The organism is Halobacteriovorax sp. HFRX-2_2, from assembly GCF_043196705.1.
In the GTDB taxonomy this organism is placed as follows: Bacteria; Bdellovibrionota; Bacteriovoracia; order Bacteriovoracales; family Bacteriovoracaceae; genus Halobacteriovorax_A.
This window is the reverse complement of the sequence record NZ_JBEBMT010000005.1, coordinates 76,728-99,506: the sequence shown is the minus strand read 5'-3', so window position 1 is coordinate 99,506 and position 22,779 is coordinate 76,728. Positions and strand designations below refer to the sequence as shown.

Annotated in this window: 26 protein-coding genes; 17 read left to right on the top strand and 9 right to left on the bottom strand. The window is 35.9% G+C overall.

Annotated features, from left to right (window positions below; all coding sequences use genetic code 11):
- The 4 genes from dapF to ABMA79_RS15070 all read left to right on the top strand — a co-directional run.
- Window positions 1–752 (top strand): diaminopimelate epimerase (gene dapF / locus ABMA79_RS15085; protein ID WP_393093657.1); only part of this gene is annotated, 752 nt, incomplete at its 5' end.
- A complete protein-coding gene (locus tag ABMA79_RS15080) occupies window positions 745–1,134 on the top strand; it encodes a hypothetical protein (protein ID WP_392857753.1) in 390 nt (129 codons plus the stop codon). The genes dapF and ABMA79_RS15080, both read left to right, overlap by 8 nt.
- Complete coding sequence (locus ABMA79_RS15075; protein WP_393093654.1) at window positions 1,134–1,919, top strand: TlyA family RNA methyltransferase; 786 nt, start codon at window positions 1,134–1,136, stop codon at window positions 1,917–1,919. The genes ABMA79_RS15080 and ABMA79_RS15075 overlap by 1 nt, the downstream gene beginning before the upstream one ends.
- Before the next feature lies 1 nt (window position 1,920).
- Window positions 1,921–2,451: a TIGR00730 family Rossman fold protein gene (locus tag ABMA79_RS15070; RefSeq protein ID WP_393093651.1), complete on the top strand. Its 531-nt coding sequence runs from the start codon at window positions 1,921–1,923 to the stop codon at window positions 2,449–2,451.
- A gap of 16 nt (window positions 2,452–2,467) precedes the next feature.
- Here the strand turns inward: ABMA79_RS15070 and ABMA79_RS15065 are convergent, their stop codons facing one another.
- Window positions 2,468–3,310 (bottom strand): hypothetical protein, encoded by an 843-nt coding sequence (locus ABMA79_RS15065; protein WP_393093648.1) that lies wholly within the window; start codon window positions 3,308–3,310, stop codon window positions 2,468–2,470.
- A gap of 205 nt (window positions 3,311–3,515) precedes the next feature.
- On the opposite strand from ABMA79_RS15065, the gene ABMA79_RS15060 reads away from it, so the two are divergent.
- Window positions 3,516–4,310: a transglycosylase domain-containing protein gene (locus ABMA79_RS15060; protein WP_393093645.1), complete on the top strand. Its 795-nt coding sequence runs from the start codon at window positions 3,516–3,518 to the stop codon at window positions 4,308–4,310.
- The gene (locus tag ABMA79_RS15055; protein WP_393093642.1) at window positions 4,300–4,905 is read left to right on the top strand and encodes a hypothetical protein; all 606 of its coding nucleotides are present in this window, start codon (window positions 4,300–4,302) and stop codon (window positions 4,903–4,905) included. The genes ABMA79_RS15060 and ABMA79_RS15055 overlap by 11 nt, the downstream gene beginning before the upstream one ends.
- Here the strand turns inward: ABMA79_RS15055 and ABMA79_RS15050 are convergent.
- From ABMA79_RS15050 to ABMA79_RS15040, 3 genes are all read right to left on the bottom strand, one after another.
- Window positions 4,887–5,456 (bottom strand): hypothetical protein, encoded by a 570-nt coding sequence (locus ABMA79_RS15050; RefSeq protein ID WP_392857741.1) that lies wholly within the window; start codon window positions 5,454–5,456, stop codon window positions 4,887–4,889. The genes ABMA79_RS15055 and ABMA79_RS15050 overlap by 19 nt on opposite strands.
- Before the next feature lie 73 nt (window positions 5,457–5,529).
- Entirely contained in the window at window positions 5,530–5,841 is a 312-nt protein-coding gene (locus ABMA79_RS15045) for a hypothetical protein (RefSeq protein ID WP_392857739.1), read from the bottom strand.
- 378 nt (window positions 5,842–6,219) lie between these two features.
- Entirely contained in the window at window positions 6,220–7,809 is a 1,590-nt protein-coding gene (locus ABMA79_RS15040) for a cache domain-containing protein (RefSeq protein WP_393093639.1), read from the bottom strand.
- 176 nt (window positions 7,810–7,985) lie between these two features.
- Between ABMA79_RS15040 and ABMA79_RS15035 the strand changes: the two genes are divergently transcribed.
- From ABMA79_RS15035 to ABMA79_RS15005, 7 genes are all read left to right on the top strand, one after another.
- A complete protein-coding gene (locus ABMA79_RS15035; protein WP_103218800.1) occupies window positions 7,986–8,183 on the top strand; it encodes a DUF1232 domain-containing protein in 198 nt (65 codons plus the stop codon).
- Window positions 8,184–8,424: 241 nt separating this feature from the next.
- Window positions 8,425–8,895 (top strand): fimbrial protein, encoded by a 471-nt coding sequence (locus ABMA79_RS15030; RefSeq protein WP_392909874.1) that lies wholly within the window; start codon window positions 8,425–8,427, stop codon window positions 8,893–8,895.
- Window positions 8,896–8,934: 39 nt separating this feature from the next.
- Window positions 8,935–9,174 carry a hypothetical protein gene (locus ABMA79_RS15025; protein WP_393093637.1) on the top strand — a complete coding sequence of 80 codons (240 nt, stop codon included), beginning with the start codon at window positions 8,935–8,937 and terminating at the stop codon, window positions 9,172–9,174.
- A gap of 59 nt (window positions 9,175–9,233) precedes the next feature.
- On the top strand, window positions 9,234–9,923 hold the full coding sequence (locus tag ABMA79_RS15020) for a fimbria/pilus periplasmic chaperone (protein ID WP_393093634.1): 690 nt from the start codon (window positions 9,234–9,236) through the stop codon (window positions 9,921–9,923).
- The gene (locus ABMA79_RS15015; protein WP_393093631.1) at window positions 9,913–12,327 is read left to right on the top strand and encodes a fimbria/pilus outer membrane usher protein; all 2,415 of its coding nucleotides are present in this window, start codon (window positions 9,913–9,915) and stop codon (window positions 12,325–12,327) included. Before ABMA79_RS15020 ends, ABMA79_RS15015 begins: the two co-directional genes overlap by 11 nt.
- A 1-nt stretch (window position 12,328) precedes the next feature.
- Window positions 12,329–13,246: a spore coat protein U domain-containing protein gene (locus tag ABMA79_RS15010; RefSeq protein WP_393093628.1), complete on the top strand. Its 918-nt coding sequence runs from the start codon at window positions 12,329–12,331 to the stop codon at window positions 13,244–13,246.
- A 44-nt stretch (window positions 13,247–13,290) separates the two neighbouring features.
- Window positions 13,291–14,034 carry a hypothetical protein gene (locus ABMA79_RS15005; protein ID WP_393093625.1) on the top strand — a complete coding sequence of 248 codons (744 nt, stop codon included), beginning with the start codon at window positions 13,291–13,293 and terminating at the stop codon, window positions 14,032–14,034.
- Window positions 14,035–14,039: 5 nt separating this feature from the next.
- On the opposite strand, the gene ABMA79_RS15000 is transcribed toward ABMA79_RS15005, so the two are convergent.
- From ABMA79_RS15000 to ABMA79_RS14990, 3 genes are all read right to left on the bottom strand, one after another.
- Window positions 14,040–14,282 (bottom strand): DUF6868 family protein, encoded by a 243-nt coding sequence (locus tag ABMA79_RS15000; protein ID WP_103218807.1) that lies wholly within the window; start codon window positions 14,280–14,282, stop codon window positions 14,040–14,042.
- A gap of 10 nt (window positions 14,283–14,292) precedes the next feature.
- Window positions 14,293–15,045, bottom strand: coding sequence for a hypothetical protein (locus tag ABMA79_RS14995; protein ID WP_393093622.1), 753 nt, complete (start codon window positions 15,043–15,045; stop codon window positions 14,293–14,295).
- A gap of 244 nt (window positions 15,046–15,289) precedes the next feature.
- Window positions 15,290–15,664, bottom strand: coding sequence for a VOC family protein (locus ABMA79_RS14990; RefSeq protein ID WP_103218809.1), 375 nt, complete (start codon window positions 15,662–15,664; stop codon window positions 15,290–15,292).
- A gap of 132 nt (window positions 15,665–15,796) precedes the next feature.
- On the opposite strand from ABMA79_RS14990, the gene ABMA79_RS14985 reads away from it, so the two are divergent.
- From ABMA79_RS14985 to ABMA79_RS14970, 4 genes are all read left to right on the top strand, one after another.
- Window positions 15,797–17,191, top strand: a complete 1,395-nt coding sequence (locus ABMA79_RS14985; RefSeq protein WP_393056730.1) for a hypothetical protein — start codon at window positions 15,797–15,799, stop codon at window positions 17,189–17,191.
- A gap of 3 nt (window positions 17,192–17,194) precedes the next feature.
- Window positions 17,195–18,544, top strand: coding sequence for a hypothetical protein (locus ABMA79_RS14980; RefSeq protein ID WP_392857716.1), 1,350 nt, complete (start codon window positions 17,195–17,197; stop codon window positions 18,542–18,544).
- A gap of 206 nt (window positions 18,545–18,750) precedes the next feature.
- Window positions 18,751–19,683: a hypothetical protein gene (locus tag ABMA79_RS14975; protein WP_393093619.1), complete on the top strand. Its 933-nt coding sequence runs from the start codon at window positions 18,751–18,753 to the stop codon at window positions 19,681–19,683.
- A 4-nt stretch (window positions 19,684–19,687) separates the two neighbouring features.
- Window positions 19,688–20,464 (top strand): MBL fold metallo-hydrolase, encoded by a 777-nt coding sequence (locus ABMA79_RS14970; RefSeq protein WP_393093617.1) that lies wholly within the window; start codon window positions 19,688–19,690, stop codon window positions 20,462–20,464.
- A gap of 26 nt (window positions 20,465–20,490) precedes the next feature.
- Here ABMA79_RS14970 and ABMA79_RS14965 read toward each other — a convergent pair whose 3' ends face one another.
- Both ABMA79_RS14965 and ABMA79_RS14960 read right to left on the bottom strand, forming a co-directional pair.
- Complete coding sequence (locus ABMA79_RS14965) at window positions 20,491–22,062, bottom strand: flotillin family protein (RefSeq protein WP_393093613.1); 1,572 nt, start codon at window positions 22,060–22,062, stop codon at window positions 20,491–20,493.
- A 19-nt stretch (window positions 22,063–22,081) separates the two neighbouring features.
- A complete protein-coding gene (locus ABMA79_RS14960; RefSeq protein WP_392857697.1) occupies window positions 22,082–22,642 on the bottom strand; it encodes a hypothetical protein in 561 nt (186 codons plus the stop codon).
- Between the last annotated feature and the right edge of the window lie 137 nt (window positions 22,643–22,779).

Here is a 22,779-nt window from a genome sequence, read left to right as displayed (position 1 = left end):
ACTTCATTCTCATCGATAATCGCGATGGGGCCCAAGATGTTAGCAATACACAAAAGTGGCAGCAACTATGTCAGCGCTGCTTTGGTATCGGTGCCGATGGTGTTGTTTTCTTAGAAAGTAGTGACAAGTATGACTTTCATATGCGCTACCTAAATGCCGATGGCAATGAAGAGAGTATGTGTGGAAACGCAACTCGTGCTATCACTGACTTCTATCGCCGTACGACGCAAACAAAGAATACTGACTTTAAATTTACCACGGGAAGTGGGCTCTACTCTTCAGGTATTGAAGGTAATGTCATCTGGGTTCACATGGCCGTCATTAAAGACGCTGATCTATATGACCTCTCGAACAAATATGAAGACGCTCAAGATTCGTACTATATTAATACTGGTGTTGAACACAGTGTATTTATGGTCTATGACGCTCAGGAAGTAGATGTCGATACCGTTGGAAGACGTGTTCGCTTTGATGAGGACTTTCCTCGTGGCTCGAACGCTAACTTCATTAATCAAATTGATGAAGGAGAGTGGCGTATACGAACATATGAGCGCGGGGTCGAGGCTGAGACCTTCGCTTGCGGGACTGGAAATGTCGCCGCGGCCTGTATGCTCTGGGATAAGGAATATGAACATAGAGACGAAATAGAATTTCTAACAAATGGTGGTATACTATTCGTCAAAAGAGTCGATGGCTTCATCTACCTTGGTGGCCAGACAAAACTTGTCTATACTGGTGAATTTAATGATTAAAAAGTTTTTAGTACTTCTCCTTCTATGTCTAAACACATATGCCACAATTTTTGTGGAAGTTGTGATGACTCACGAAAAGGACTTTGAGGGTCAAACCATTCTTATGAGTGAACTTCACTTCATTGAAAATATTCAGCCAGAAAAGATGAGTCGATTTGTAATGAAGAGTAAAATTGATCTTCTCTTAAGTGGTCAATTTGTTGATAGTGAAGAGATCTATGGCCCGGGTGCCATGGTGAAAATTGAGGGGAGAGTCCTATCAAAAACTCTCTCAAAAAGCTTTGAGCTAAATCTAAAATTGGGGACTGAAGGAGATGTTGTTTTCAGTGAGCCTGAGCTTGGACAGAAAACAAAAATTAAAATCAAACCAGTAGTTCATTAATGTCTGAAGAAAATTTTGAAAGATTAGATAAAAAACTCGTTGAGCTTGGCCTTGTTGCGACTCGCAGTCGTGCCCAACAGGTAATAGGTGATGGTAAAGTTAGTGTTGCTGGAAAAGTAATTACCAAAACATCATATAAAGTTACAAGTAGTGATGACATTCAACTAAATGAGAGTAGTGAAGAAGTTGGCCGTGGCTTTCATAAAATTGCCGGCGCACTAGAAGCATTTGATGTTGTCATTGAAAATAGGCTCGTTGCAGATGTTGGCGCCAGTACAGGTGGTTTTACTCAATTTTGCCTAAACCACAAAGCCTCTAAAGTCTTTGCCATTGATGTTGGTCATGGGCAACTTGCACCAAGCCTAGTCAGTGATGCAAGAGTGGTAAACCTTGAAGGAACAAATGTTAGAGAGCTTCATAAATTAGACGAGGCCGTAGATCTCTGTGTTGTAGACCTTTCATTTATTTCCCTGAACTTAATTTGGAAAAATTTAGTTGATATCAGTAAAGACGATGCTGAAATGATCGTTCTTTTTAAACCTCAGTTTGAAGTTGGAAGAGATGGTATTGGTAAGAAGGGAATTGTAAAAGATAATAGTTATGTTCTAAGGGCAGTTGAAGAAATGAAGATTCAATGTGAGGCCATGGGACTTGGGATTCTTGGATTTAAACCTTGTGTAATAAAAGGACGCAAGAGTGGAAACCAAGAGTACTTTTTATATTTAAAGAAGAACGCTAAATCTCTTCTTTCGCTAGAAGAATTGAATAAAGAAGTTGGAGAATAAAATGAGAGTATGTGTATTTTGTGGGTCATCAAGTGGAAAAGGTGAAGCTTATTTAAATTATGCCAAAGACCTAGGTGAGAAGCTTGTTAGTAATGGACACTATCTCGTGTATGGTGGAGCCTCAATTGGTGTGATGGGAAAGATCGCAGATACGATGCTTGCTAAAGACGGCCATGTTATTGGTGTTATGCCAAAATCACTTATTGATTGGGAAGTTGGACATCAAGGTCTAACTGAGTTTATTGAAGTCGATACAATGCATACTCGTAAAGAGAGAATGTATGAGCTTTCAGATGTCTTCGTTACTTATCCAGGTGGATTTGGAACTCTTGATGAGTTATTTGAAATTACAACTTGGGCACAACTTCAATATCATAAGAAGCCAATCTACTTAGTTAATGTAAATGGTTACTTTGATCACTTAATTAAGCATATTGAAAATTCAGTTGCTGAGGGATTTATCTCGAAAGAGCACTTTGAATTAATTACGATTTTAAATTCAAATGAAGATTTAATGGAGAGGATCAATTAAGATCCTCTCGGTTTTATTAATCTTGTAGAATTATATAAATATTTGGTTCGTCGATTTCAACTTTATCATTTTCAAATCTTTCAAGCTCTTTGAAAATGGTACGACGAACATTAAATAGCCCCGCCTTTGCCTTATCAATTCTAATATTGATAATCTTGTTAGCAAGGTCATAAGAAGAGCGTCCTTCAAACTTAACCTTAACACCTTTTGAAACATTTCCTTTAAGGTGACCACTAAATTTACCACCGCGGATATTAAGCTTTAGATCATCAATTTCAACTGCGCTACCAAGCGTTTCATATTCATTTGTTAAGTTATAGAAACTTCTTTCGTTACTTTTAAAATAGGCACTTCCAACATTTAGGCTTAGAAAGTTAAAACAATTTTGAAGAAGCTGCTCATATTCATTACCTTCACGACTTTGCTTTTGGCACTCTAGGCGCGTTCCAGAAAGACGTGTTGAGAAACCTTCACCACTTGCTTGAACTTGATTTAGATTAAGTCCAATATTAGTGTCGCCATTATTATAATTGAGATTTGAAATTCCAATTCTATCAGCATCATTAATTTGGAGAGTTGAAAGGTCGAGTTCAAATGACTCATTATCTACTGAAAAGATAAGCGTTCCACCGTAATTTTCTACTTCGAGTGTTGGATTGATAAATTCTCCAAAGCCTTCAATTGCAATTTCCTTACTTGTTCCCGTTCCTTTAGGGCTTGTGTAGCTTGCATTTAATTGATTGATCTTTCCAATTGGAAAAGCTGGTTTTTCGTTAAGCTCATTGGCGTGGGCCGTGGAAATATTTGTGAACATTAGGCAATACGATGCCGCAATCATTTGACATGACTTCTTCAACATAAACAACTCCGTTTGATTGTGTGTGGTTACAAACAAAATCGGGTTAAAGTCATCCTTTACGTAGGTTTTGTGCTGATCTGATAAAAAAGGGTAAATAATGCCGCTTTAGCGAGCTGTAAGTGTCTAAATTTAGGTTGGTGAACGTAATAGCTGTTGGGTTTGATAGACTATTCAAGAGTCGGCTTTTTGTGCTAAAGTGCGCTAAATGTTCAAGAAAATTGCGTTACTATTTATCATCTCACTATTTGTCGTAGCAGGTTATGTGCTATCGCGTGTGCCTGTGCTTAATATTAATAAGCTGGCCCAAGGCTATGTGAAGACCTCTGTAAAAGATGAAATTGCTTCGTATTTGGTAACAACTAAGAGACCTCGAAATTGGGCCTATCTAAATACTATGCCTAAGCATGTTTACTACGCCTTCATCGTTAGTGAGGACTGGTCATTCTACGATCATCAAGGAGTGGACTTTAGACAAATTTATCATGCCGTGAAAGATCACTTAAATGGAGAAAAGTTAAGGGGTGCCAGTACTATCTCGCAACAACTAGCTAAGAATCTTTATACAAAAAGTGAAAGAAGCCTTGAGCGTAAAGTCTTCGAACTTTTTACGACGATGTACTTAGAAGAGAAGTTAACAAAGGACAGAATCCTTGAAACTTACTTAAATATTATTGAATTTGGAAAAGGACTATATGGTATTAAGAATGCTAGTTGGTATTATTTTAAGAAGCGTCCAGCTGACCTAAATCCAAAGGAATCTGCTTTCCTAGCTATGTTACTGCCTAATCCAAAGGTTTACTCACAATCATTTCGAGATAAAAAATTAACAGAATATGCATCCACAACTGTTAATTCTATTTTAAAAAAGATGAAGGTAACTAAGGCCATAACGGAAGAAGAAATGTTGGCCTTTCAAAAAGAGCACCTTTCTTTTGAAGAAGTAAAAAGAAGTGAAGGTGGAAGTAAGCTAATACTAGAAGAGGAATTCTTTGAACTTTAAAAATGTCTTAGAACAAGTATATTCAAATACAAAATTGTCTCCAGCAAAAGAGCGCAGAGAACTTCTTGTTGAACAAATGTTTGCTAATGAAGCTTCTGGTCTTGATTGTCTTAAATGCACAGGACGCTGCTGTACATATGAAGCAAATTCAATGCAAATGACTTCGATAGAAGCGCTTGAAGCAATGGCCGTTCTTGAAGAAAAGGATCTCTTAAACGATGAAACTAAGAAAAGGTTAGAAGATTGTATTTCTGAATTTCGCCTTGATAAGTATATTCAAATCGGTCCAGGTGAATACTTTAGAAAGTCCTACACGTGTCCTTTTTATTTCTATCCAAGTTTTGGCTGTGGACTTGGTGTCGATCATAAACCTTATGGTTGTATTGCCTTTAATCCATGTGAGGCGAATCAAGAAGATGGTGGAAATTGTCAAAGTGATTTAGATATTCAAGAAAAGCGAAATCTTCAATTTGAAAAAACAGAAGATTTCGCAGACAAATATTTATATGATCAATATAAAGTTTCTCTATTAAAAGAACCGATCCCAATTAAACTACTCGAAATTTGGAAAAAGGTTTATTCCGAAAAATTATAACGTAATCCCATTACCATTGTTGTAACAGTAAAGTCGGTATCGTAGATGAAGTTTACATTAGAACCTGAGCTATAGTGATAACCACCATATATATAAAAGCGTTTGCTCATTGGAATTTCAATATCCATTCCTAAAGTCCAAAGTAAGTAAGAGTCATCTTCTAAAACATCACTATTACTATATTCGCGATTAACGTACTTGAATCCAAATAGAGGCTGAAACCACCAGAGCTTAAAGGCCGTAGTTGCCATTAAACCGCTTTCTTTCAAGTCTGTTTTGATTGTGCTTGATTCTAATTCATACGTGGCTTCGTCATAAGTGTTTTGATAGTAAGAAATTTTTGTTAACAGCCAATTCGTTTCTTCTGAAATTCCAATATGAAAGCCCGTACCATCTGTTTTATACGGACCAAGACTGACATCCGGAGAAAATAGGTTATCGATAGTTGTCTTTTCCTCATAAGTCGGCATTTGCGCACCAGCAACAATTCCATACTTTGCAGCACATGAAGTTAGAAAAAATAAAATTAAAATCGGAAATAAAACCTTCATACCTCTCCCTTAAATAAATAATAAATTCATTGTTAAGTATTATTAAAATTTATTTAAGAGAGAAAAAAGTTCTTTATATGTTGTTTAAGATAAGCTCTGATAGCGGTTTTGGAAGAATATTGTTAGGAACTTTCATGATAATGTGGCCGCCTTCTTTGTTTTGAAATTTACCAAAGCTATCATCAAAACGAAACTCTGCATTCTCAAATGTACGCACATTGATTTCATTACCATTGACGTGATCTACGAATGAAGATTCAAACTTAAGTTTCTCTAAAGACAACTCTTCATTCAAGATAAAGAACCAGTGATAGATTTCTGCCTTTGGAGCATCGTCAGCTAATCCCAACTTTTTTACTTCAATAACAGATACATTTTCATTCATAAAATAAAATAATGTTTCAATTTTTTTTTCCATAAAAATATTTTACTTTGCTAAAAGACGAAGAGTAAAGGAATTGGCGAGGATATTTGGTTAAGAATCAGATTAGGAAATTTATACGGTCAGATGAGGTCTTTGGGAATGTTCAAAAAGAAATATAAGAATGAATTGCTATAAAAAAGAAAGAAGAAGTGAATAAAAGTATACTGAAACACATCATCTAACCGATATAAATCCTAAATCTGTAATTATAATATCAGCAATGTAGATTATGTCAAATAAAAGTTTGATTAGTGAAACTTTTTTGACTTGTTTAATTTAAATTATTGAAATAAGGGAGGTGAGCAGGGCGTTGGCCCTACTCACTAAGGTTATTTATGGTTAGGCAGCTTTATTGCCACCGACGAGGTCGATAACTAATTTGACGATATCATCGAGATTATCTGCTTGGCCTTTTAGATTTGCGGCCGAGCGAGATGCTTCTTGTGCAGAGTTATTATTTTGAATTGTTGTTTCATCGATGAGTCTAATTGCATTTGTAATTTCATTTACACCTTGTGTTTGTTCGTTACATGCACTTGCGATCTCAGTAATTTTTCCATTTACGTTCTGTACATTGAAAACGATTTTATCGAGGACTTCTTTACACTGGCCGGCTTTCTGTCTTCCAGCATCAACAGTTTTTGAACTGCTTTGAATAACTTCATTTACCATTGCTGTTGTGCCTGAAACAATTGCTTCGACATTCTTGATTGATTCATCAATTAATACTTTGATTTCATCAGATGCAGCTCCTGACATTGATGCAAGAGATCCGATCTCTTCTGCGACAACAGCAAAACCTTTTCCGCTTTCACCTGATCTAGCAGCTTCAACAGAAGCATTGAAAGAAAGAAGCTTCGTTTGAAAAACAATGTCATTAATAACTTTAGTCTTATCTTCAATTTCTTTAATGATATTTAAGATCTCTTGAACTTGGTTGTTACTACTTTCCATTTTCTTCATTGCATCTGTGTTGCTATTTGAAATATTCTCAATAGCGTAAAGCATTTCATCGATAGTGCGTTTACCGTTTTGTACTTCGTACTCAGACTGCTCACCTGACTTTTTAGAGTCTTCAGCGAATTCAGTATTTCTTCGTATCATTGAAGATATTTCATCAACTGAAGCAACTGTTTCTTGAAGAGACGCAGCCTGCTCATTAGTTGCAGCAGATAATTGAGTTGATGTGTTGTATGTTACTTTGGAACCGTTAGCGACTTGTAGTGAAGTTTCTTTAAGTTGATTTGCCATTGTTAGGAGAGGATTTGATACACTTGTTTTTAAAACGAAAGCAAATAATGCACCAATAACAATAAGGCCGATAAAACCGAACATTGCTTGATTTAGAAAGACGCTAAAAATATAATCATTAACGTCGTCAACATAGATACCTGTACCAAGTACCCATCCCCATGGCTTGAATAACTCAACGTAAGAGTACTTCTCAACAAATACATTACTATCAGCCTTGCTATTCCAGATGTAATTAATAAAACCTTTGTCTTGTTTTTTTACTAATGCAACTACATCGTTAAATAGGGGCTTTCCTCCTTTATCAACGAAAGTTTTTACACTTTTTCCTCTTAGGCTATCACTTGGGTGAACAATCATATTTGGTTCAAGGTCATTGATCCAAACATAGTCATCCATATCACGTCCATATCGTATTGTTGCGATATAGTGTTTTGTGATTTCTTTGGCTTCCTTTAATGTATATTCACCAGCTTCAACTTTTTCGTTCATTGACTCAAGGAAGTGATAAGCAGTCTTAGTCACATCCTCAATTTGATTTTTCTTTTCCTGTAATAGCGCAGACTTTGTTGAGCTATAAGAGTAGGCAATAAAGATTGAAGTGAAGATAACAAATGGTATGAGGGCCATCAGAATTATCTTCGTGTTTAAACTTAGACTTTTCACTAACGCTTTCATAATTCTCCTGAGTTTCTATACAATTTCTAAAGATTCTTGCTATAACTTCGGTAAAAGAAATGTATTTGTTAGTGATGTTAATCAGTTTTTAGGCTCGTTTCGCTAACAATTTTGTAAGTTTGAAACGAAATTTGTTACAGTTTATCTAAGCAAAACTAATCTTGATGAGAAAATAAATGAAGTTACTTTCAACTAAAATATTTCCTCTCATAGGCCTTGTTGTCTCTGGGATCTATCTTCTAAATCCGACCGCTGGAATTATCGAATTAATTCCAGATAATATTCCCTATATTGGTAACCTCGATGAAGCGGGGGCCGTGATTTTATTTCTATCTTGTTTAAAGATACTTCGTGCCAAAAAAGAAAGAGAGTAATTTTCTTAGTTCCCTGTGCATTTAAATCAAAGGTAAAATTATAATATGAACATCTTTGTAATTAGACAAAGATCTTTACACTTTTGTACCTAAAGTTGATCAAAAAATGACACTTGATTAATTTATAGGCAGATAATGGATATGTATCTAATCGAAATCTTGTGGCTACTGGTGGCATGATTGTTGCAGTAATTTCAGTATGTTTAAGAGTTAATCTCTATTTAATATATAGGAGCAAATTATGAAAATTGTTAAAGGTTTATTCATCTCTTCACTCGTTATGGTTTCAACTGCTTACGCGGCAACAACTGGAACTCTTGTTTTAAAAGGGCAAGTTCCTGCACTATTGTCAATTAGTGTTACACCAGAGGCCGTTGCATCTGCTCTTCCTCTAGACACTACTCAAGTGGACTCTAAAGTTGCTACTGTAAACGAGGTTTCAAACTCAAATAGTGGTTATACTGTTTCTTTTAGTTCAGCAAACCAAGGAAAGCTAGTTCACAATTCAGTTGCTTCATCGTCAATCGACTATGCATTAAGCTATGACGGAAATGCTGTTGATTTATCAACTACTGATGTATTCACATTCCCATCTGCGGCAAGTGTGAATGTCGATAAGGATTTAGCAATTTCTTATACTGGTGTCGATCACCAAAACCTTATTCAAGGTGAATACGCTGATACAGTTACTTTAACGATTGCAGCTAATTGATACTTAAGTTTTTTAGTCAGATATCCGATAGGCAGAGTGATGAAATACTTTACTCTGCCTTTTTTATTTGTCACCTCCCTTCTTTCACTCAGTATTTACGGAAGTGAGGCCAAGGAATTACACTTGAGAGGAAGAGTTCCAGCGTCCGTTGTTGTGGTCGATGAGGTCGATACTAAAGATCCAAATAATGCCATTAAGTCTAATCTAGATAAGAATTCTTATGATGTTAAAAAGTCAGAGAAGAATGGCCATCCAATGATTGAAATTTCCTTTCACTAATTCATCTTCAATTAAATTTTGTGTATAATGAATAGGGTCTAAGCTGTCATGGAGGAAGCTTGAAGTTACTTATTTTATTAGCACTTTTCCCACTTTTAATGTCTTTTACTTTCAGGCCTACTAGTCAAACAATTGATCTAAGCAATGGGCAAAAGGCCACTCAATTTCAAATCGAAAATACGTCATCTGAAATGATTCCTGTAACGGTAAATGTATTTGAACGAATACAAAAAGAAGACGGAAGCGAGTCCCTTCCTAAGACAAATGATGTGAGTGTTTTCCCTCCTCAACTTATAATCTCGCCAGGGGATCGAAAAACTATTCGTGTGGATTGGAAGGGAGATACGAATATCTCTTCTGAAAAAGTTTATCGAATTGTTGCTGAGCAAGTCCCTTTAAAGCGTGGAAGTACTAATAATAAGAATCGTGGTGGTATTAAGATGCTGCTCAAGTATATGAATGTTCTATATGTAACGAAGAAGGAATTTAAACCTAAACTTGGAGCGAGTCATTATAATGTTGGAAAAAAGATTCGAGTTTATATTTCTAATAAGGGAAATTCTCATCAATACCTAAAGAACGTAAGGTTTGAATTTGTAAAAGGTGATCAGAAGTTATCGATCCCAGCTAAAGAGCTCTCAAAGCTTAATGGACAAAATATTTTGGCCAATACGACACGATACTTTGAATTTAATAATACAATTAACCTAAAAAATGGATATGAGTTAAGAGCGTCTTTTGATAAGTAATTATAGACCAATTCTATTTGTTGCATTCCTGTCTCAATTGAGTCCTTTAACTGCTTATGCTCAGTCTGAAACTGAGCTATTTCGTAGTGTCTTTGGTGAAGTTAATTATGAAGCACAATTAGAACTTATTCTTCATGGGAAATCTCTTGGGGATATTCCAGTAAAACTTCAAGGAAGCCAGTTAAAGTATATTGATAGTGTCATACTAAATGAAAAGATTAGAGGCATCGTTAAGGATGAAAAATATAAATTAGTCGACACTTCTAAGAAGTGGGTTGCTACTTCAACAATTCCTTATACTCTAAGTTATGATTCTGAGGCATTACAGGTGGTATTAGATATACCTGTAGAGAGTCTAAAATCTGTTTTCTATTCGTTAGAAGAAAACCCAAAAATTAAATACGCTGGTCAAACTATTGAGGCTGCCCCATTTGCTGGTTCGATTAATTATCTTCTTGATAAGAATTTCGGTGATTCGTATCTTGGTGGTGATTCTCTAACTTTGAATATCAACTCCTTCTTAAATATAAAAACCTATGTTTTGCAGTTGAATGGATTCTATGTTGATGATGAAGATAGTAGCGATCCATATTGGACGCGAAGAGACTTTAGTTTAACAAAGGATTTTGAATCCTCACGCCTTCGAACGAGGTTAGGGGATACTACAACGGGCCGTTTAGGCTTTATGCAATCAAAAGCAATAGGTGGTTTTAATTTAAGGAAACAGTTTTCAATTAATCCCTATGAGACACCTTATACGCAAGGTGAGAAAGAGTTTCAAATTGTTAGACGATCTAATGTTAGCACTTATGTTAACGGGACTCTTGTAAAAAAAGAAATCCTACCTGCTGGTAATTATCGTTTATCAAATCTTCCACTTGTTAATGGTATTAATAATGTACGTGTAGAAATTGATGATGGAAGTGGTGTTAAACAGTTATTAGAATTTAATATCCCAACATCACTATCTATTTTAAAAAGAGGTGAGTTTGATTATTCATTAAGTGTGGGAAGAAAGTCTGATGATTCTGGAAAAACCCGTAGTTATGTCGATAATAATGAGTTTTATAGTGGCCTTGTTCAATATGGTTTTACTGACCTATTTTCAACAGGTGCCTATTATCAAAAAGATGACAAATTTCAATTAACTGGTCTTTATAATGGTATTGCTACAGAGTTTGGAAACTTCTTTCTGGGGAATGCTTATTCTGATTATAAGAATTTTAATGTAAGTGGCTATGCAACTTCTTTGACTTGGCAATTTCAGGATATCGCAGGATACTTGCTTGAAAATCTATCATTTACAGCGCGCTATGAAGTTTTCGGTGGAGACTTTAGGGCTACGGCCGACTATAATGGGCCTTCGATTAAAAATAACTATCAACTTAATTTATCATTTCCTATTTTCTCTCATAGCTCGATAAATCTAGGGGCCGGTCATGAAGAATATCGTGATTCTGGAAATGGTTCTCGAAATTTCATCCGTACCTCGTTGAATATTAATCCAATTAATAACCTAAATATAAATCTTTATGCTGCTAGCACAAAAGATTTAAATAATCCGACTGATCACTCTGTTTCTGCTTTTTTAACATGGTCTTTTCCTTCTCATAATAGCTATGTTTCAATGTTTAGAGATTTTGAAAATAAATCAAGTCGAATATCTTACACAAAAGATAATAGTAATGAGCTATATAAGCCGAGATATACAGTTTCCGCAGATGACGATGAAGTTAATAGTCGCTTAAATTTAAGTGCTAGTATGCCAACGCCTATGGCCGATTACTTTTTCAAGGCATCTTATGCTCATGAAAAGAATGGTGAAGATTATAATCAGATAGGATTCGGGATATCGACGACTTCATTATTCGCGTATGATAATGGCCTTGCTTACGCTCAATCTCGTTCTAATACAAATAGTTTTGCCCTCTTTAAAACTAAAGAATCTTTAAAAGATCAAAAGCTCATTATTAAGTCAACATCAGTTCATGCAGACACTCAAACTCCACTCTTTGGCGAGCTTGCAATAACTGATATGGTTCCATATCAATACCGTGAAGTACAATTAGACCCAACTGCTCTTGATTATGGAACAACACTGGAGAAAGAAAAGTTTGTTCTCTATCCGACTTATCAATCAGGACATCTTATCAATATTAGTGACAATGGCCTTTTAAGTCTTAAGGGGAAAATTACACGTAATGGAAGACCGGTTGCACTGGAGATCTGTCAGTTAGGGGAGAAGGTCTTCTTTACTGATCGAGAAGGTTACTTCTTTGTGGATGGTGTTGATAATGAAACAAGTCTACTTAAAATAAGTGGTAAGGAAGTTAAAAATATTTCGATAAATCAAGAATCCCGTGGGATCATTGATATTGGTACGATTGAGATAGAGGGGAATTAATATGATATTGTTTAAAGCTTTAGTAGCTACATTCTGTGTCTCATCTGTTTTAGCGGCAAAATGCGACTTAAATGTTAGCGTAAATAATTTTGTTGGGACAATATCTTCAAGCGTTCAAGCTGTTTCCCACCCTATTACAATTTCTCGTTCTAGAAACGCAGCTCAATGTGAAGTCATTAGGGCCTTCTATAGTACTGGTGGAGCTGGGAACTATAATCGTATGGCATCGACTTCTAATAATTCGATTCCTTATAACTTATATAGTGACAGTAATATGGTTACAGTTCTTAAAGATGTGTCGGATGCAACTCAAGCTGGTGAGTATAGTGTGATTAATTTACCAGTGAGATACAACTCTTATCAGTCGAATTTTTATATTAAGCAGGTTGATCTCGATACTGTCTTTTCAAGCGGCTCTGGTTACTTTGGCGATAATATTCAAATTAGTTTCTATAGTATTAAAAACAACGGCCAACTTGAGTATGAAACGACTGCGTATTTTTATCTGCAGTTAGTTGTTCCAAGATATGCTGAGCTAAGCTTAGTTCCTTTGGGTTCTCCTCATGATCCTAACTCTACTCAATATATAATGAATTTTGGAAATCTAACGAGTCAGGATGTAAAGAGTGCAACTCTGAATGTGAAGGGTAATGTAGGCTTCGGTGTTTATATGACTTCACAGAATGGCTCTCTGTTAAAGAATGCAGCAAGTAGCGTTCCTTATCAAGTTAAGGTGGGACCAAACAATTACGCATCTCTTTCAAATGCTGGACAAGAGACCTTCATGTTTCAACGTAATAATGCCACATCAATCAATGCTGAGAGCTATCCTATCTATGTGAAATTAGGGAATGTTCCAACAAATGCATCGACAGGTGATTATGAGGATGTCATTACAGTCACAGTTAAAGCTTGGTAAAAATAATACTCAAGTAAATTGCTCAAGTTGTCGATAAGAACTCCATGAATATAAAAGACCTAAAGTACGGTGTTGCCGTACTCGCAATTGGTGCGACTACTTTTTACTTTACTGAAAACTATATAGCAGACTCTGGGCAAGCAAAACGAACCATCGCTAGTGAAGGTGTTGCCAACAATTGTCTTGATGCTGTTGGATCATTCTTAGGACCTAAGAAAATTGAGCCATTTGCAAAGGTTAATCTTGTGTTAAAAGAAAATGCACGCAAGGTTAATGGTAAGATTGTAGGCTATACTCGAAGTGGTTTTGAAATTAGAGGTTACGGTAGCCATCAGTTAGTTTCTTATAATGAGATCTCAACAATTAATGGCAAAGAACTAAGCTCGGTTGAAATTTATCGTTTACTTCTAGCTGCTGAAATTGGAAAAACAAATTCTGATCAAATCCAGGTGCGTGTCCTGAATAATATTGAGTTTGAAGATATAAAAGGTCATAACTTCAAAACAGATGGGGTGACAATTAGTTTTCAAGATCAGCAAGGTGTAAAATATAAGATTCCACTTGAAGAGATCTATCACTTCTCTGCTATCGATCCAGTTGATGTTGCAAGAAAAGAAGTACAAACATTTGAAGGTGAGTTTGTTTCAGTTCGTTTGACTAATGGTGACGTTGAAGATGGTGTAATTGTTCTATCTGCTGATAGGAAATTTGCAGAACTTACAAGCGTTCATGACGAAACTGAAGTCGTGCAAATTCCTCTTGATGAGATTGAATTAGTCATACAGTAATGACTCTATAGAATAAATTTAAAAACGAGATAAGGTGTTATATTAAACACAATCACAAGTAATTTGAAGTTCGCTAGGTATTTAAAATACATCTTAGGGAACTTCTTTTCTTTAATTCCAAACATACTAGCGTGAATCTCAATTACTTGTTTTTTGAATATGAGAATCATTACTGTTGAAAGTAATAAAAAACCCATATTTATAACTGCACAATAACCTAAGAAAGATGTCATCAATTCTGTCTTCATTTAATCTCCATTAGTCCTTACTTGGTAAGTTTTCGGCAAAGCCTCTAAACGCATAGGCTAAGATATCACGATCAACTGGTGTTTTAGGGAATGGGTATTTCTTATTCATACTTTCAGTGTTCTTCTTAGATGAAAAAGCCGAGACTAGATCAATGATCTTGTCTACACCGTCTCTTTTTCTAATTGTGTATTCTAAGTCATTACGATCTGATTTCTTTATTATACCATTCCAGGCAAGGTATTTATTTCTAATATCATAGACAGAGAAGTTAATATCCATACTTCTTCTTGTCGTCGTTGTTAAATTACGATCGCCAGTTTCTTTTCCTTCTTCGTTTGTGATAGCTGATTCTGTTCTATCATTTTCAATTATGTCACTTTCAATTCTGGCAAAGACAAGGTAGCGACGTTTCGTTATATTTTGTCCTAATATCGTAAGGGATTTCTCACTGAGAATTCCATCTTCTTCAATTTCACGTAGTATCTCACGATAGAGTCCTCGACCAATTTTTTTGATCAGTGGTGATGCATTATCAACGAGTAAGTCTCTTCTTTTTTCTTGTAATTCGACACGAAATTGATTTGCTGTACTTATTTGCTTCTTATGATCCCAGTTCTCTCCAGTATGGACTATCCCTGCAATTGTTAATCGTTCTGCTTGAACATTTGTATATGTGAAATCGGCCGTCTTCCTTAGGCCATGTACTTTTGTTGCACATGAAGTAATTAGTAGGGTGCTTAAAAGCACGATAAACTTTAACATCTATTTCTCCAGTCTCTAGTTAAGCTAAAACCATTTTATTAGAGCACGACCCACTTAACAATAGGTTAGATTTTACGTAGTTATCATTATGAAAAATTAAGATGAAATTAAATGTATGAACCTGTTTTGATGCTATTATGAAGATGGTAGGAATCCTTCGGGAGGACTGCTCAGCTCGCAGCTTCTGTCTGTGGGCAAGAAAAGAGGTCCTCGCATTTGGCGAGGGCCTTTTTTTTGTAAGGTCTTAAATCTGAGCAAAGAGGTCAACTTGATTTCCATTTGGGTCTCTAACTGAAGCGTATCTTTGTCCCCAAAAAGCATCCCATGGTGATTTTTCGATTTCAAAACCAGCGTCGACGATACGTTGGAATAGCTTATCTACTTCACTAGGGGTTGTTTGTTGAAAACATAGAGTGATTCCAGAATTTATAGGCTCTTTCCAATCGTTATTAATCTCTTTAAGCAAATCGAATGAATCTAGCATGATTCGTAGTCCATTTTCTTGCGTGGCCTCATAATGGCCCTTTCCATATTCTTCAAAATCAAAGTTTAATAAGTTGTAAAATTGAATAGTTTTTTCAATATTCTTACAAGCAATTCCAATCGCGCTTACACTCATAGTGACTCCTTATTCTTAGATTTAGTTTTTGTTGTCTTGTTTTAACCACAGCTTAAATTGACATGATTTGCCCTGTGGCTTTTATTAAAGATACATTTTTTATCGGGACTGAACAATATCATAGGAGGATATGTGAAAAAGTTAACAAAAATGGCAGTTGCCCTGGCCGTACTTTCTACGGTTGCAACGTCTGTTTCTGCTTCATCGAGAGTAATTCGTGACAACCGTTTAAAAGATTTAGGAATTTCACCTGTCTTAGGGCGAGGATACTCGATAGCGACCAATACTTATCAAAGTACATGTTTGGGTAAAATTGAAACGACTCAGCCATCATATGATTTAAAATATCGATATATTGAAATTGAACAAGATTGGGAGACCCAGTATAGACGCTCTTTTGAAACAAAGAATACTTTTAAATTTCTATTCTTAAAAAATAATGTAAATGTTTTTTCAGAAGTAGAGGGTAATACAACATATCACTATCACTATATCTTTGCCGATATTGATGTTGATAGTTACTATCATTCACTTTCAGAAGGAAATAGTGATTTAAGTGAGAGTGCCGCAAGTCTTTTAACTAAAGGGGACGTTGTTGGTTTCTTTGATTCTTGTGGTCCCTATTATGTACGCTCAATCGGTCGTCACTCGAGCTTCCTAGGTTTACTACGTTATCGAACAACATCAGTTGAAAGAGATGTGAATTTTGAACTCGAACTTAAGTCGAAGATGCGTGGTTTCTTCTCAGGTGGTTCAACTGATACAACAATTTCAACAGAGTTTAGAACGGAAACACAGACCAAGAGACTAGAGATTAATATCTGGGCATACGGACTTGGTAAAGGTGAACTTGCAGATATTATTCCAACAGATATTGATAGCTTTAAAGACTCAGTACGTGATGTTGTAAAAACGATGCAAGATCCAAATGCTGGTCGTATTACAACAATGGAAGTCGCTCCTTGGATTGAAAATACTCAATTCCAAGATCTTTTAGAGTTAGAAGATGAAGAAGAAAAATTACTATTTGAAAAGAAAAAGAATCTAGAGGCCAATGCTGAAATTATAAGCGAGCTCGATCGAATTGATAGAGCACAAGTCGATCAATACTTTAAGGCAAGTAATTGTCGCCGAATTCTTGAAGATGAATATTTAAATATTGATGATGACTTTGGTGGAGGATATGAACCCGAAAATACATTCTTTTCTAACTTATCTCAACCAAATAGTCAGAGCTCTGAGATTTCACTGGAAGCGTTTGATGCTGTTCTTTCTACTGAAAAGGTCGAAGAATATTTGATCGCAAATTATATATTTAATTATGGACAGCCAGAACCAACTCCTGAACCCGAAACAGGTGCGCTAGCTTGTATTAAATCGATTCATGAACAAGGTATTGATCAGGTACATTTTAGAAATATTCCTGCGTGTGTCGATGCGAGATTAACGGGGGTGCCAGTGTCTCCTCTTTTAGATAACTATTGTATGCCAGAGTTGGCAAGAGTCATTATTCCTGATGATGCATAACTTATGAAAAATATAGCTTATATACTTTTAATAATTTTCCTAGGTGGGGCCAAAGCAGTGGCCCTGCCTCTACAAAACACAATTAATGAAGAGAATTTTCATTCTTCTTTGTATATTGATGACCCACGCGTTACACAGCTAAATGGACATCTGAAATTATTAGATGGTTTCTCAAGGAAATTGTTTAAACAATCAAATACATGTTTCGATCTACAGGACTTCAAAGGGACGCAACAATCTAATATTCAGTTAGATTTTCATCAGAAGGTTATTGGTACAAATCTCTATAACCCTTTCTTTAGTAAGTACTATAATAATGTCTACAGTAGTCATGTTGATAAAATTCTTAGGGCCCAAGATCAAAAGATTACAAATACAATACAGATAGCCATACATAAAACAACATATGCACGAGAGCGCGATACTGAATATGTTGATATTAATTCACGTTATAATCAACTGATAACAAATGGTGATTTTTTTAAATTTAGTGAATTATGTGGAAGTGGTTATGTGAACTCTTTTAATAAATACGCAGGAGCATGGTTTACTATTGTATTTAATCGAAGTGCAGATAGTGATGATTCTGTTTTCACAAATCTCCTTGAAGCTTATATTCGTTTATTTGATTCAACTGCAGAACCAAAGATAAGGGCACAATTAAATAGAGAACTTGCTAATCGTGCAGCGGTTCTTTATGCCGAATTTAGAGGAGTGAATCCTTTAACTATACCTATTCAAAATCTTAGAGATATAGCGGAATTTAGATCCTTAATTACAAGAATTAAGTCTGCCATGCTAGCGTCAGATGCTGGCCTTTATATGGCCTTGGAATATACTCCTTGGGGTTATAATGATGTTTTTCAAAAATCTTTTTATGACTTTCTTGTTCGAAATAGTAAGGAACCGATTCCTTCTGAACCAAATAGAGCTCAGTGGTTTAACTTTTATCAAAACATGGAAATAGCAAGACTAATGAGTGACGCTATTGCTTATGAATCAGATATCGTTGGGCGATTTGAAGTCTGTCGTAATCAAATGTTAAGGGACTGGCCACTACGTGGAAATGAGAAAAAGTTATTCGTTAATCATCTTGATACAGATGGTGCAGGAATTGCTCTGGCCACGATCTATCAAGTTTTAACTGAAGAAGCACTAAAAAGCTTACAAGACAAGTTGGCCAACTTACAAAGTGGAGAAGAGAACTCTGTTTTACTTTGTAACAAAAGATTGAATGGACAAACTTTTCTTTTAAATCATTACCGCGAGTTAGTTGAGTGTAAATGGTTTGATGAGTTTACTAAATCGCCATCTTTAATTTTAGATGCCCTTTGTCCACTGACACCAAAGTAAATCTATAAAAAGATTAATATTGACATTAATTCTTCAACGTTCTATTTTGCCGCATCATTAAATAATATCCATCAATCAAGGAGGCCAGTATGAAATATTCTAAATTGGAAAACTGTTGGGCGACCTTGAATCTATTTCTGCGAGTCAGACAAAAATAGATTTCAATTATGCCCTTTAAATGATCAAATTTTACAAAGGGTAAATAAATGAATTTAAATAAAAATGACGTGTGTTCATTTGCACAGGCACAATTAAATACTTTTAATCTTAGTGAATTAGAAATAGCTAAGGAATTAGCACTTAGAAGTATAAATGTTGAAATCGAAGAAGAATTTGAAGAGCTAAATTCTATCGAGGTAATGCAAGCAAGGCATTCTTACTTTTGTGTATCGGGAGTTCTTGTTGAAGATTACGCTGAAAGAATCATAGAACTAGAAAGTGATAAGAAACTAGTCTACGGGATTCGCCACATGGGTGGAAATATCGATATTCCGTTTGTTCAACTTCTTGCCAACTTTAGCTTAACGACTAAGGAGGCATTAGAATTATACGAAAGTGTAAAACCTCAATTTACTAATTTTAACCCTCTTTATATCTGTTTCCACTCATCGGCGGAATTAGAAGATGTTGATATGATTGCTGCAACTCACATGGTCACTTCTTCTCGAGAGATTAAAAAACTTATAGCTTGGCCTTATGAAGAAAAGTTAAGTTTTAAGGTCATTAGAGATGACTCTTATCACGCTTGGTATAAGAAGGGTTATGAGGATTTTAATCGTGAGGTTCCCGAGCTTTCTAAAAGAGTAGTAGCAAATTCTCATGAATCGATGGAAGACTCAATGGAGCAAGGACTTTTACAACTTGTTTTCTTAGGTGGAGAACAAATTGGTCTAATCGCTGCTGAACGTTCTGCGTTTCTAGGCCATGATGGTATCTATTTTCATGAGATCTTCATCGATAAGAATTGGAAAGGTAAGGGACTAGCTAAAGCAATTCAGAGAAAATTTGTTGTTGAAAATACTAATGAGACAGATTTTGTTTGGGGAACAATTGATCACTCAAACCTAAGCTCTTATAAAACAGCTTTATCTAATGGCCGCAAACCTGTGCGCTATGAGAATTTTGTGCGTATAATGTAATTCTATGAGTTACAAAATACATGAATTAAAAGGTTATATTCAAACTATCTATATAGTGGAGGAGAATGGCTCTCTTCTGCTATTAGATGGTTGTTGTCGTCCAGATGTAGAGCTTGTGAAAGACTTTATTGAGAAAGATCTTGGAAAACCTTTTTCAAGTTTAAAGCTTGTCATTTCAACTCATGCTCACCCCGATCATGTTGGAGGGCTCAGTTACTTTAAAGGTCTTGGTGTTGCCGTTGCTGGCCCTTGTGGTCTTAATGACTGGTATAAGGGTATCTCTGGTTTCTTCACTTATTGCGTTGATATATTTCTCACTTATATGGTTGCTGTTAATAAGAAGAGGGGATTTAAGAATGTACTCTTTCCAAGACATACTGAACTTGATCTTGTTTTAAGCGAAGGTATGAATATTCCAGGTTTTGAGTCTTGGCAAATTCTTGAAACTTCTGGGCATACCGATATTGATTTAACGATCTATCATCCTAGTACTAAACTTGCTTATGTTGCGGATAATTTTATTGACTCGCCGAAGTTTACAGCAAGGCCTTATCCACTTTTTAATCCTTCTGAATATAAGAAGTCACTTAAGCGTTATATTGATATGGGAATCTCAGACTTTTTAATCGCTCACTATGGCCGTGTTAAAATTCCGAAAGAACGCATCCAGAAATTAATTGACTCAACACCTTTGAGGCCACGTCGGCATTTGAGGACTCTTCCTTCAATTTTATTAATGTTAGTTAGAACTGCTATTAGAAAAATAACAAGGCCCTCTTAGTAGTTAATACCAAGAAGGCCATTATTTTATTGATTGTGACTTGTTGGAGGGACACTATCAATGGCTTTATTTTCTGGTGGTGTTAGCTGTCCAAGAAATTCAGGAAGCTCAACACCGGCCTGTTTTGCAAGATCGTGCACAGCAGGTAGGGAATTGATTAGCCCACTAAGAAAGTTTGACGTTGCACTCTTTCCATTGTGACTATTTCCGCCACCGTCCCATACAGTAACCTTATCAATTTTAAGGTCTTGTACGGCCTTAACTTGCTGAGCAATAATTTCGGGTAATTGTTCAACCATAAGTAGAGTAGGGACAAGTCTCTTATCATCCCCAACAATTTCAACAATCTTGTTGTAACCTTGGGCCTTGGCCTCGAGAACTTTTTGAATACCCTGAGCTTCAGCTTCATATTTCGCTAGAATTGCATCCGCTTCACCTTTTGCAATTCTTCTTTGTCTTTCTGCTTCTGCCTCTGCTGTAATTTCAACTTTTCTCTTATTAATCTCTTCTTGTGCTAGTTCTGTTTTCTCAAGCCTCGCAATCTCCTCTAGCTTCTGTGCTTCAAGAACTGCCTTTTGCGCTTGTGCCAGGGCAACTTCCCCTCGCTTGGCCGCATCTGCTTGCTTCTCTTTTAGAGTAGCATCGTATTCAGCAATACTTTCCTTCGACTCATTTTCACCTTTTACAGACTCTGCTTCTTGAATGGCAACGAAGACTCTCTGCTCTTTTAAGGCCTCTTTCTTTCCTTGTTCTGTAATGGCCCTTTGTTTTGCTTGGGCCACTTCCTGCTCTCTTAAAGCAGCGGCCTCTCCTGTAATACCTTCTGCTTCGTATTTTGCAATACGAATTCTTTTATTTCTTTCGGCTTCTTTTTGACCAGCTTCTGATTCAGCAACTTGATTCGCAACTTGAACTTCTTTTTCTTTGTTAGCATTTGCTTCACCAATGGCACCATCTTTATCTTGTTCTGCTACTTCAACCTTTGCTTTGTTAATCGCTTCTGCTGCAGCTTTTTTACCAATTGCTTCAATATATCCTGATTCATCTGTAATATCTCGAATGTTAACGTTAATCACATCAAGACCAATTTTATTAAGCTCAAGGTTTACGTTCTTATTAACTAGATCTAAGAATTTCTCTCTATCCTGGTTAATCTCTTCAATTGCTAGAGTTGCAATTACAAGACGCATTTGACCTAGAATAATATCCTGGGCCTGGTTTGATACTTCCGCTGTCGATAGGCCAAGGAGACGCTCAGCTGCATTCGTCATAATATTTGCAGTTGTCGAAATACCAACTGTAAATGTGGAAGGAACATTTACTCGAATATTCTTTTTAGAAAGTGCACTTCTCAAATCAATTTCAATTGTTAGTGGCTCTAGTGAAAGATATGTGTAATCTTGAAGTAGTGGAATGACAAATGAACCACCACCGTGAATACACTTGGCAGACTGGCCACTACCAACACTTCCGTAGATAACGAGAATCTGGTTTGAAGGACATCTCTTATATTGTTTTGATAAAAAGATGGCCGCAAAAAGTAGAATTAAAACAGGAACAACAATAATTCCCATAATTCCAAAAGTACTAAATAGCATGAGTAATCTCCCTTAAGTATTATGCTTTCTTAACGATTAAATTTCCTGAGTCATCAACATAGTGAACTTTGATGCTCTCAAATGCTTTGATCGCTTCACCCTTGCTACTTGCTTGTAGAATCTGTTGCTTATTTCCAATTGTGATTTCAACTTGGCCAATACCTTCACCCTTAGCAGGAATATTTGTATATGCACGGCCTGTTCTTCCAATTGCTTCTTTGATATTTACTTTTGGAATATTGTTAAATTTTTTAATTTGAAAAGTGATGAATGAACTAAAGAGCATCATGACAAAACCAAAGACACCGGCCGCTATAACACCATTAACATCAGATAATTCCCACTCTTGTTTTGCTGCTAGGCCAATCCAGCCAGCGCCCATAAAGAAAGCTAGTATCGACTGTATTGAGACAAGGGTAAAAGCATCACCACCATCAGCATGTTCGATATCCATATCACCATCGAAGTCTGTGTCTCCATCACCCGTTACAAAAAGAAGAAGCATCTTTAATACAAATAAAAGTGTTCCTGCAAAGGCCATTACCGCGTAAACAGGGTTTTGAGAAAATATCTCTTTCATCTAATCTCCGAAAATAAATAATGTTCAGTTTTTAGTATATGGATAAAAATTCAAGTGGTTAGTGGGTAAAAATGTCTAGAGAGGCTCTAGTAGGGCTTTTTGAGTGTTTTTGTTCTTTATTTTAAATATAGGTTACA

Bases quoted from the DNA above. Each gene is read 5' to 3' on its own strand.
- ABMA79_RS15080 (WP_392857753.1), top strand. From the start codon at position 745: ATGATTAAAAAGTTTTTAGTACTTCTCCTTCTATGTCTAAACACATAT.
- ABMA79_RS15075 (WP_393093654.1), top strand. From the start codon at position 1,134: ATGTCTGAAGAAAATTTTGAAAGATTAGATAAAAAACTCGTTGAGCTT.
- ABMA79_RS15070 (WP_393093651.1), top strand. From the start codon at position 1,921: ATGAGAGTATGTGTATTTTGTGGGTCATCAAGTGGAAAAGGTGAAGCT.
- ABMA79_RS15065 (WP_393093648.1), bottom strand. From the start codon at position 3,310: ATGTTGAAGAAGTCATGTCAAATGATTGCGGCATCGTATTGCCTAATG.
- ABMA79_RS15060 (WP_393093645.1), top strand. From the start codon at position 3,516: ATGTTCAAGAAAATTGCGTTACTATTTATCATCTCACTATTTGTCGTA.
- ABMA79_RS15050 (WP_392857741.1), bottom strand. From the start codon at position 5,456: ATGAAGGTTTTATTTCCGATTTTAATTTTATTTTTTCTAACTTCATGT.
- ABMA79_RS15045 (WP_392857739.1), bottom strand. From the start codon at position 5,841: ATGAATGAAAATGTATCTGTTATTGAAGTAAAAAAGTTGGGATTAGCT.
- ABMA79_RS15040 (WP_393093639.1), bottom strand. From the start codon at position 7,809: ATGAAAGCGTTAGTGAAAAGTCTAAGTTTAAACACGAAGATAATTCTG.
- ABMA79_RS15035 (WP_103218800.1), top strand. From the start codon at position 7,986: ATGAAGTTACTTTCAACTAAAATATTTCCTCTCATAGGCCTTGTTGTC.
- ABMA79_RS15030 (WP_392909874.1), top strand. From the start codon at position 8,425: ATGAAAATTGTTAAAGGTTTATTCATCTCTTCACTCGTTATGGTTTCA.
- ABMA79_RS15025 (WP_393093637.1), top strand. From the start codon at position 8,935: ATGAAATACTTTACTCTGCCTTTTTTATTTGTCACCTCCCTTCTTTCA.
- ABMA79_RS15010 (WP_393093628.1), top strand. From the start codon at position 12,329: ATGATATTGTTTAAAGCTTTAGTAGCTACATTCTGTGTCTCATCTGTT.
- ABMA79_RS15005 (WP_393093625.1), top strand. From the start codon at position 13,291: ATGAATATAAAAGACCTAAAGTACGGTGTTGCCGTACTCGCAATTGGT.
- ABMA79_RS15000 (WP_103218807.1), bottom strand. From the start codon at position 14,282: ATGAAGACAGAATTGATGACATCTTTCTTAGGTTATTGTGCAGTTATA.
- ABMA79_RS14995 (WP_393093622.1), bottom strand. From the start codon at position 15,045: ATGTTAAAGTTTATCGTGCTTTTAAGCACCCTACTAATTACTTCATGT.
- ABMA79_RS14990 (WP_103218809.1), bottom strand. From the start codon at position 15,664: ATGAGTGTAAGCGCGATTGGAATTGCTTGTAAGAATATTGAAAAAACT.
- ABMA79_RS14980 (WP_392857716.1), top strand. From the start codon at position 17,195: ATGAAAAATATAGCTTATATACTTTTAATAATTTTCCTAGGTGGGGCC.
- ABMA79_RS14975 (WP_393093619.1), top strand. From the start codon at position 18,751: ATGAATTTAAATAAAAATGACGTGTGTTCATTTGCACAGGCACAATTA.
- ABMA79_RS14970 (WP_393093617.1), top strand. From the start codon at position 19,688: ATGAGTTACAAAATACATGAATTAAAAGGTTATATTCAAACTATCTAT.
- ABMA79_RS14965 (WP_393093613.1), bottom strand. From the start codon at position 22,062: ATGCTATTTAGTACTTTTGGAATTATGGGAATTATTGTTGTTCCTGTT.
- ABMA79_RS14960 (WP_392857697.1), bottom strand. From the start codon at position 22,642: ATGAAAGAGATATTTTCTCAAAACCCTGTTTACGCGGTAATGGCCTTT.